This window comes from Mycobacterium sp. TH-M103 (assembly GCF_057473785.1).
In genome coordinates this window covers 1-6,430 of record NZ_JBYCLG010000370.1, presented here as the reverse complement: position 1 = coordinate 6,430, position 6,430 = coordinate 1, and the positions used below count along the sequence as shown (strand labels likewise).

General features: G+C 68.9%; 8 protein-coding genes. All 8 read left to right on the top strand.

The features are described from left to right. Positions 1-336, top strand: a 336-nt coding sequence (locus tag AC2VOR_RS20525; protein ID WP_486964418.1) for a VOC family protein, incomplete at its 5' end; no start/stop codon positions are given. Between the two features lie 100 nt (positions 337-436). Beyond that, positions 437-2,302 (top strand): lysophospholipid acyltransferase, encoded by a 1,866-nt coding sequence (locus AC2VOR_RS20520; protein ID WP_369739038.1) that lies wholly within the window; start codon positions 437-439, stop codon positions 2,300-2,302. A 242-nt stretch (positions 2,303-2,544) separates the two neighbouring features. Beyond that, the gene (locus AC2VOR_RS20515; RefSeq protein ID WP_369739037.1) at positions 2,545-2,787 is read left to right on the top strand and encodes a hypothetical protein; all 243 of its coding nucleotides are present in this window, start codon (positions 2,545-2,547) and stop codon (positions 2,785-2,787) included. 83 nt (positions 2,788-2,870) lie between these two features. Then, complete coding sequence (locus AC2VOR_RS20510; protein WP_486964417.1) at positions 2,871-3,344, top strand: TetR/AcrR family transcriptional regulator; 474 nt, start codon at positions 2,871-2,873, stop codon at positions 3,342-3,344. Positions 3,345-3,433: 89 nt separating this feature from the next. Then, positions 3,434-3,871, top strand: coding sequence for a nitroreductase family deazaflavin-dependent oxidoreductase (locus AC2VOR_RS20505; RefSeq protein ID WP_369739033.1), 438 nt, complete (start codon positions 3,434-3,436; stop codon positions 3,869-3,871). Between the two features lie 49 nt (positions 3,872-3,920). Further along, the gene (gene ilvA / locus AC2VOR_RS20500; protein ID WP_369739031.1) at positions 3,921-5,210 is read left to right on the top strand and encodes a threonine ammonia-lyase; all 1,290 of its coding nucleotides are present in this window, start codon (positions 3,921-3,923) and stop codon (positions 5,208-5,210) included. 320 nt (positions 5,211-5,530) lie between these two features. Then, positions 5,531-6,049 carry a DUF5994 family protein gene (locus AC2VOR_RS20495; RefSeq protein WP_486964416.1) on the top strand — a complete coding sequence of 173 codons (519 nt, stop codon included), beginning with the start codon at positions 5,531-5,533 and terminating at the stop codon, positions 6,047-6,049. 112 nt (positions 6,050-6,161) lie between these two features. After that, positions 6,162-6,395 carry a hypothetical protein gene (locus tag AC2VOR_RS20490; protein ID WP_369739029.1) on the top strand — a complete coding sequence of 78 codons (234 nt, stop codon included), beginning with the start codon at positions 6,162-6,164 and terminating at the stop codon, positions 6,393-6,395. The last annotated feature ends 35 nt before the right edge of the window (positions 6,396-6,430 follow it).

The following is a 6,430-nucleotide window of genomic DNA, read 5'->3' as shown; positions in this document are numbered from 1 at the left end:
CTGGACGCGGTGACCGGCGGGGCCGCGCAGCGGGGCCGCATGGTCGGCGGCCTGATCGGTGGGGCGATGGTCGAGCTGTTGTCCCTGGGCGCCGTGCCGGACACACCCAGCGGCCCGCACCTGGGCTACACCAACATGTCGTTCCGGGTCGAGAACCTCGACGCCGCCTATGAATCCGTCCGGCGCGACCACCCCGAGGTCCGGGCGGACTCGCCCGTCGACATCGGGGGAGTGCGGATGTTCTTCGTCTACGACCCCGACGACACCCCCATCGAGCTGCTGGAGCTGCCCGCCGGGGTGACCTCCACGCTGCAGCTGTGGCGTCCCGGCGGCTGACCCCGACCGCCTTCGGGAAATCTCGTGATGTGTTCCCCGGCGCCGATCGCCGACGTACGCTCACCGTTGTGACGACGGCGATGACGATCCGGGAGCGGCGGTGACCGCGCGCGAACTCGGCCGCGTGGGCGTGCGAAAGGTGCTGCAGCGCAACGGCATCAAAGGCGAATCGAGCGTCCCGCTGGCCACCGACCCGACGGAGGTGAGCCAGCTGCTGCGGGCGCGCTGGTACGACGAGAGGCTGAGCGCGCTGGCGGCCGAACTCGGGCGCGATCCCGGCGCCGTGCGCGCCGAGGCCGCCGGTTACCTGCGGGAGATGGCGGCCTCCCTGGACGAACGCGCTGTGCAGGCCTGGCGCGGGTTCAGCCGCTGGCTGATGCGCGCCTACGACGTGCTGGTCGACGAGGACGAGATCGACCAGTTGCGCAAGCTGGACCGCAAGGCAACGCTGGCGTTCGCCTTCTCGCATCGCTCCTACCTGGACGGCATGCTGCTGCCCGAGGTGATCATGGCCAATCGGCTGTCCCCGGCGCTGACGTTCGGCGGGGCCAACCTGAACTTCTTCCCGATGGGTGCGTGGGCCAAGCGCACCGGCGCGATCTTCATTCGCCGCCAGACCAAGGACATTCCGGTCTACCGGTTCGCGCTGCGCGCCTACGCCGCGCAGCTCGTGCAGAACCACGCCAACCTGACCTGGTCGATCGAGGGGGGCCGCACCAGGACCGGCAAGCTGCGCCCGCCGGTGTTCGGGATCCTGCGCTACATAGCCGACGCCGTCGACGAAATCGACGGCCCCGAGGTGTATCTGGTGCCGACCTCGATCGTGTACGACCAGTTGCACGAGGTGGAGGCGATGACCACCGAGGCCTACGGGGCCGCCAAACGTCCCGAGGACCTCCGCTTTCTGGTCCGGCTCGCGCGCCAGCAGGGCCATCGGCTGGGCCGGGCCTACCTGGACTTCGGCGAGCCGCTGCCGCTGCGCAAGCGGCTCGAGGAGTTGCGCGGCGACGAGTCGGGCACCGGGACCGAGATCGAACGCATCGCCCTGGACGCGGAACACCGCATCAACCGGGCGACCCCGGTGACTCCGACCGCGGTAGTCAGCCTCGCGCTGCTCGGGGCGGACCGCTCGCTGTCGATCAGCGAGGTGCTGGCCACCGTGCAGCCGCTGGCGAACTACATCGCCGCGCGCAACTGGGCGGTGGCCGGCGCGGCGGACCTGAACAACCGCTCGACGATCCGGTGGACCCTGCACCAGCTCGTCGCCTCCGGAGTCGTCAGCGTCTACGACGCCGGCACCGAGGCGGTCTGGGGCATCGGCGCCGAACAGCACCTGGTGGCGGCGTTCTACCGCAACACCGCCATCCACATCCTGGTCGACCGGGCCATCGCGGAGATGGCGCTGGTCGCGGCCTGCGAGGGCGGTGAGTCGGTCGCGCCGGCTACCGTGCGCGACGAGGCGTTGCGCCTGCGCGAACTGCTCAAGTTCGAGTTCCTGTTCTCCGGGCGCACGCAGTTCGAGAGGGAGTTGGTCGACGAGATCCGCCTGCTGGCCCCCGTGGACACGACCCAGACCTATTGCGCCGCCGACGTGCGGCGGCTGCTGGAGTCGGCCGACGTGCTCTTGGCGCATCTGGTGTTGCGCCCGTTCCTGGACGCCTACCACATCGTGGCCGAGCGGCTGGCCGCCTACGAGGACGAATCCTTCGACGAGGAAACCTTTCTCGCGGAGTGCCTGGAGGTGGGCAAGCAGTGGGAGCTGCAGCGCCGCATCGCCAGCGCCGAGTCGAGGTCGATGGAGCTGTTCAAGACCGGGTTGCGCCTGGCCCGGCACCGCGAGCTGATCGACGGCTCGGGGGACTCCGACGGAGCCGACCTGGCCAAGCGCCGTCAGCAGTTCGCCGACGAGATCGCCACGGCGACAAGGCGAGTCAACGAGATCGCGGAACTGGCGCGGACGCGGTAACCGGCGCTTCGCCGCGCGGAAGGCATCCGGGCGGCCCGGCAGGTTGATCGCAGCTTTCGTGCTGTGCCACGCGGCGTAACGCCTGTAGGCGGCTGTCGAGTCGGCTGAACTCTCCGAAATCGCGCTGCGATCCTCGTCACTGGGAGGAATACCCCCTCCGGTATCCGCGTTGGTCCCGCCTGAGGGCGCAGCACCGTGCTTTGCGCCCTACGCCTCGGGCCGACGGGCGAAGGAAGTAAGCCATGACGACAGGTACCAGCGAAGTCGTCTCCAGCGCGTCGGTGGCAGTGCCGTTGCGGCACCGGCAGGGCGCTCCGATGTGGTCGGGTCGCCGCTTCTCGGGCTCGCTGCGCGTTGTGGCCGCGTCGATGCGTCGCACCCTCCTGACGCCCCGGGGAGTTGCACGCCCGCCGCGCATCGGCTGCTCGGCGCGCTGCGGTTATCTCGAGCGCTCCCTGATGGCTCGCGAGGCGGACAGGCTCTGAGGTGCCTGCTCGGTGCCCGTCCCTGCTATTGTCGCCGAAATATTGAACATTTAGTTCGCTATATGGGTGTGCAGGGGTGAGACGTGGCCGACCGCGCCGCAGGCCGTCCCGGCCGTCCGCGCAGTGAGCCGTCGCGGGTGGCCGTGCTGGCTGCGACATCCGCGTTGCTCGACGAGGTTGGGCTGCGGGCTATGACGACCGACGAGATCGCGGCCCGCAGCGGGGTGAGCAAGGCGACGATCTACAAGTGGTGGTCGAACAAGTACGCGGTCGCCGTGGATGCGTTTCTGTCCGAGATGGCCACGGAAGTGAGCGGGCGAATCGGCCAATTGCCGAAAAGGGCCACGCGTGAGCGGGTTTCGGCCAGAAAACTGATCAGCGCCGCCGTCGCCGTCGTGGTTTGCGTCGCGGCGGCAGAACCGGCCCGCGCCGACCCCAACGCGTTCGCCGTCCTGGGCTGCAGCTGCCACGAGACGGCATCTGCCGGCAGCCCGGATCTCCGGAACGAGATCGATCAGGGGATCCGGCAGGGTCTGGCGACCTCGCACCGGCCCTGATCTCCGGCGGTGCCTGTCCGGCGCCGGCGGGCACGGATGCCGGCGTTGCCGCGGGTCGGCCGGTGCGTCACGGCCGTAAAATGACGAGCATGCCACTTACCGGAGAGTACGAACCGTCGCCCTGGGATTGGTCTCGCGAACAAGCGGAGAAGTTCGCCGAGTCCGGTGGGAAAGAAGCCGCCGATTTGCGGGGCATGCCCATCATCTTGCTGACCACCGTCGGAGCCAAGACGGGCAAGCTGCGCAAGACGCCGCTGATGCGCGTGGAGCACAATGGCGAGTACGCCTGCGTCGCGTCGCTCGGTGGGGCGCCGAAGAACCCGGTCTGGTACTACAACGTCAAGAAGAACCCGCGGGTCGAGCTGCAGGACGGGTCCGTCACCCGCGACTACGACGCCCGTGAGGTGTTCGGCGAGGAAAAGGCCGTGTGGTGGGAGCGCGCCGTCGAGGCGTACCCGGACTACGCGGATTACCAGAAGAAGACCGAGCGCCAGATCCCCGTGTTCGTGCTGACACCCGTCGGTTGACTTCCACAGGGCCGACGCCTGCAGTCTGCGGTCATGGCACCATTGATCGGTGTCCGCTGAACTGAGCCAGAACCCGAGCGTGTCACCGCTGTGCGCGGCTGACGTCGACGGCGCGGCCAAGCGGATCGCCCCGGTGGTCACGCCCACGCCCCTGCAACTCAGCGATCGGCTGTCGGCGATCACCGGCGCCCGGGTCTATCTCAAGCGCGAAGACCTGCAGATCGTGCGGTCCTACAAGATCCGCGGCGCCTACAACTTGCTGGTGCAGCTCTCCGACGAGGAGCTGGCCGCCGGGGTGGTGTGCTCCTCGGCCGGCAACCACGCGCAGGGCTTCGCCTATGCGTGCCGGAGGCTGGGCGTGCGCGGCCGCGTCTACGTCCCCGCCAAGACCCCCAAGCAGAAGCGCGACCGGATCCGCTACCACGGCGGTGAGTTCATCGAGCTGATCGTGGGCGGGTCGACCTACGACCTGGCCGCCGAGGCGGCGCTGGCCGACGTCGCCCGCACCGGCGCCACCCTGGTGCCGCCGTACGACGACGCGCGGACCATGGCCGGGCAGGGCACGATCGCCGTCGAACTCCTCGCGCAACTCGACGAGCTCGGCGGGGAACCCGACCTCGTGGTGGTCCCGGTGGGCGGTGGCGGATGCATCGCGGGCATCACGACCTACCTGGCCGAGCGGACGACGAACACGGCGGTGCTGGGCGTCGAGCCGGCCGGGGCCGCGGCCATGATGGCCGCACTGGCCGCCGGCGAGCCGGTCGAGCTCGATCATGTCGACCAGTTCGTCGACGGCGCCGCGGTGCGGCGCGCGGGTGCGCTGACCTACGCAGCGCTGGCCGCGGCCGGTGACATGGTGTCGATCACGGCGGTCGACGAGGGGGCCGTGTGCACTGCGATGCTGGACCTCTATCAGAACGAGGGCATCATCGCCGAGCCGGCGGGCGCGCTGGCGGTTGCCGGGCTGTTGGAAGCCGACATCGAACCCGGATCCACTGTGGTGTGCCTGATCTCGGGCGGCAACAACGACGTCTCGCGCTACGGCGAGGTGCTGGAGCGATCGCTGGTCCACCTCGGGCTCAAGCACTACTTCCTGGTGGACTTCCCGCAGGAACCCGGTGCGCTGCGCCGCTTTCTCGACGAGGTGCTCGGGCCCAACGACGACATCACCCTGTTCGAGTACGTCAAGCGCAACAACCGCGAGACCGGTGAGGCGCTGGTGGGCATCGAACTGGGCTCGGCCGCCGACCTGGACGGGCTGCTGGCCCGGATGCGGGCCACCGAGATCCACGTCGAGCCACTGGCGCCGGGTTCACCGGCGTACCGCTACCTGTTGTAGCCGTCGCTTCCGGGCGCGAGCGTGCGCAGATATACACGCTGTGCGGCGCGTCGCCGCACAGACACGCGCCCTGGGCGGCAGCCGGTGGCCGCGACAGCTCAACCAACGCGATTTTGCCGCGTGAGGTGTAATGTCGACCCCGAGCTTTACCTAAGCCGACGTGAAAATCGTGGTCTACGACTGACGTTCTCTGTCGATCCTCACGTTTATATGCCGGTGCAGCCGGAAGCGAAGGGATCGTCGATGGATCAACGGGCGTCACGTGCGGCTCCGCTGGCGGCAGCGTCTACTCGCGCACCAGTCTCGACGATCCCGGCACCATGAATCGGGACGTGCGTGGCCGGCGCCTGGCCAGCCCGGTGCGGCTCGCCCTGGCCGCCGAACTGGGTTCGCCCATCGACGGGGCGTGGTGGCCGCACACCTCCTCGATCGCGGCCGAGTTGCCCGAGCTGGTCGGTGCGTTGTCCGCCCGTCTGGGGGAGATCATCGACATCAGCGTCAACTGGTCATCGCTGGAAAGCTCCCCGGACCTGGACGCGCTGAACCGCCTTCGGGTCGGAGATGGTGCCCGGGCTGTCGGGCGCCAGCGGCTGATGGTGGTCGTCGGTAGCCGGGCTTGCGCCAACGTCCTGGTGGTGCCGTGCAGAACCTCGGCTGCTCTGGCGACGATGGTGTTACGGCAGGCGGCCGCCCTTCCCGTAGCGCGCGTGGAACGCGAAAGCCAAGAATTCCGCACCGGCGCAGACATCGTGCGGGCGGCCCGCACCGCAAGCGCGCGCTGTGGCCAGCGCTGGCCGGATGACTGCGGCGCTCCTGCCGAAGCGGCCGTGACCGATTGACAGAGATCCCACGCATCGCGGAGACGGGCCCGGCAGGAGTGCGAGACCAATTCCCTCTTGACAGGCGACGCGCAACGTCGCGCTCAACTCTTGGTGAGAAAGGACGAACGACATGGCCGTACAAAACTGGATGGACGCACCCGAGATCCATCCGTCCCAGATCCGGGTCGGCGACACCATCGGCACGATCGAGCCCAGTCATCTGCCCTTCAAGGTGAAGATGATCGGCGAGCCGCAGAAGAGTCCCAAGCAGTGGACGTTCTTCGGACAGGACGACCACGGCCGGCAGCACGCGAGCACGTTCGGGGAGAACCAGGTCGTGCGCCGGTACGCCAAGTCCTCGTAGCGGCGGCGCCTAGGGCTGCTCGGCCGTGGAGATGA

Coding starts and splice junctions, on each gene's coding strand:
- AC2VOR_RS20515 (WP_369739037.1), top strand. CDS start 2,545: ATGACGACAGGTACCAGCGAAGTCGTCTCCAGCGCGTCGGTGGCAGTG.
- AC2VOR_RS20505 (WP_369739033.1), top strand. CDS start 3,434: ATGCCACTTACCGGAGAGTACGAACCGTCGCCCTGGGATTGGTCTCGC.
- AC2VOR_RS20495 (WP_486964416.1), top strand. CDS start 5,531: ATGAATCGGGACGTGCGTGGCCGGCGCCTGGCCAGCCCGGTGCGGCTC.
- AC2VOR_RS20490 (WP_369739029.1), top strand. CDS start 6,162: ATGGCCGTACAAAACTGGATGGACGCACCCGAGATCCATCCGTCCCAG.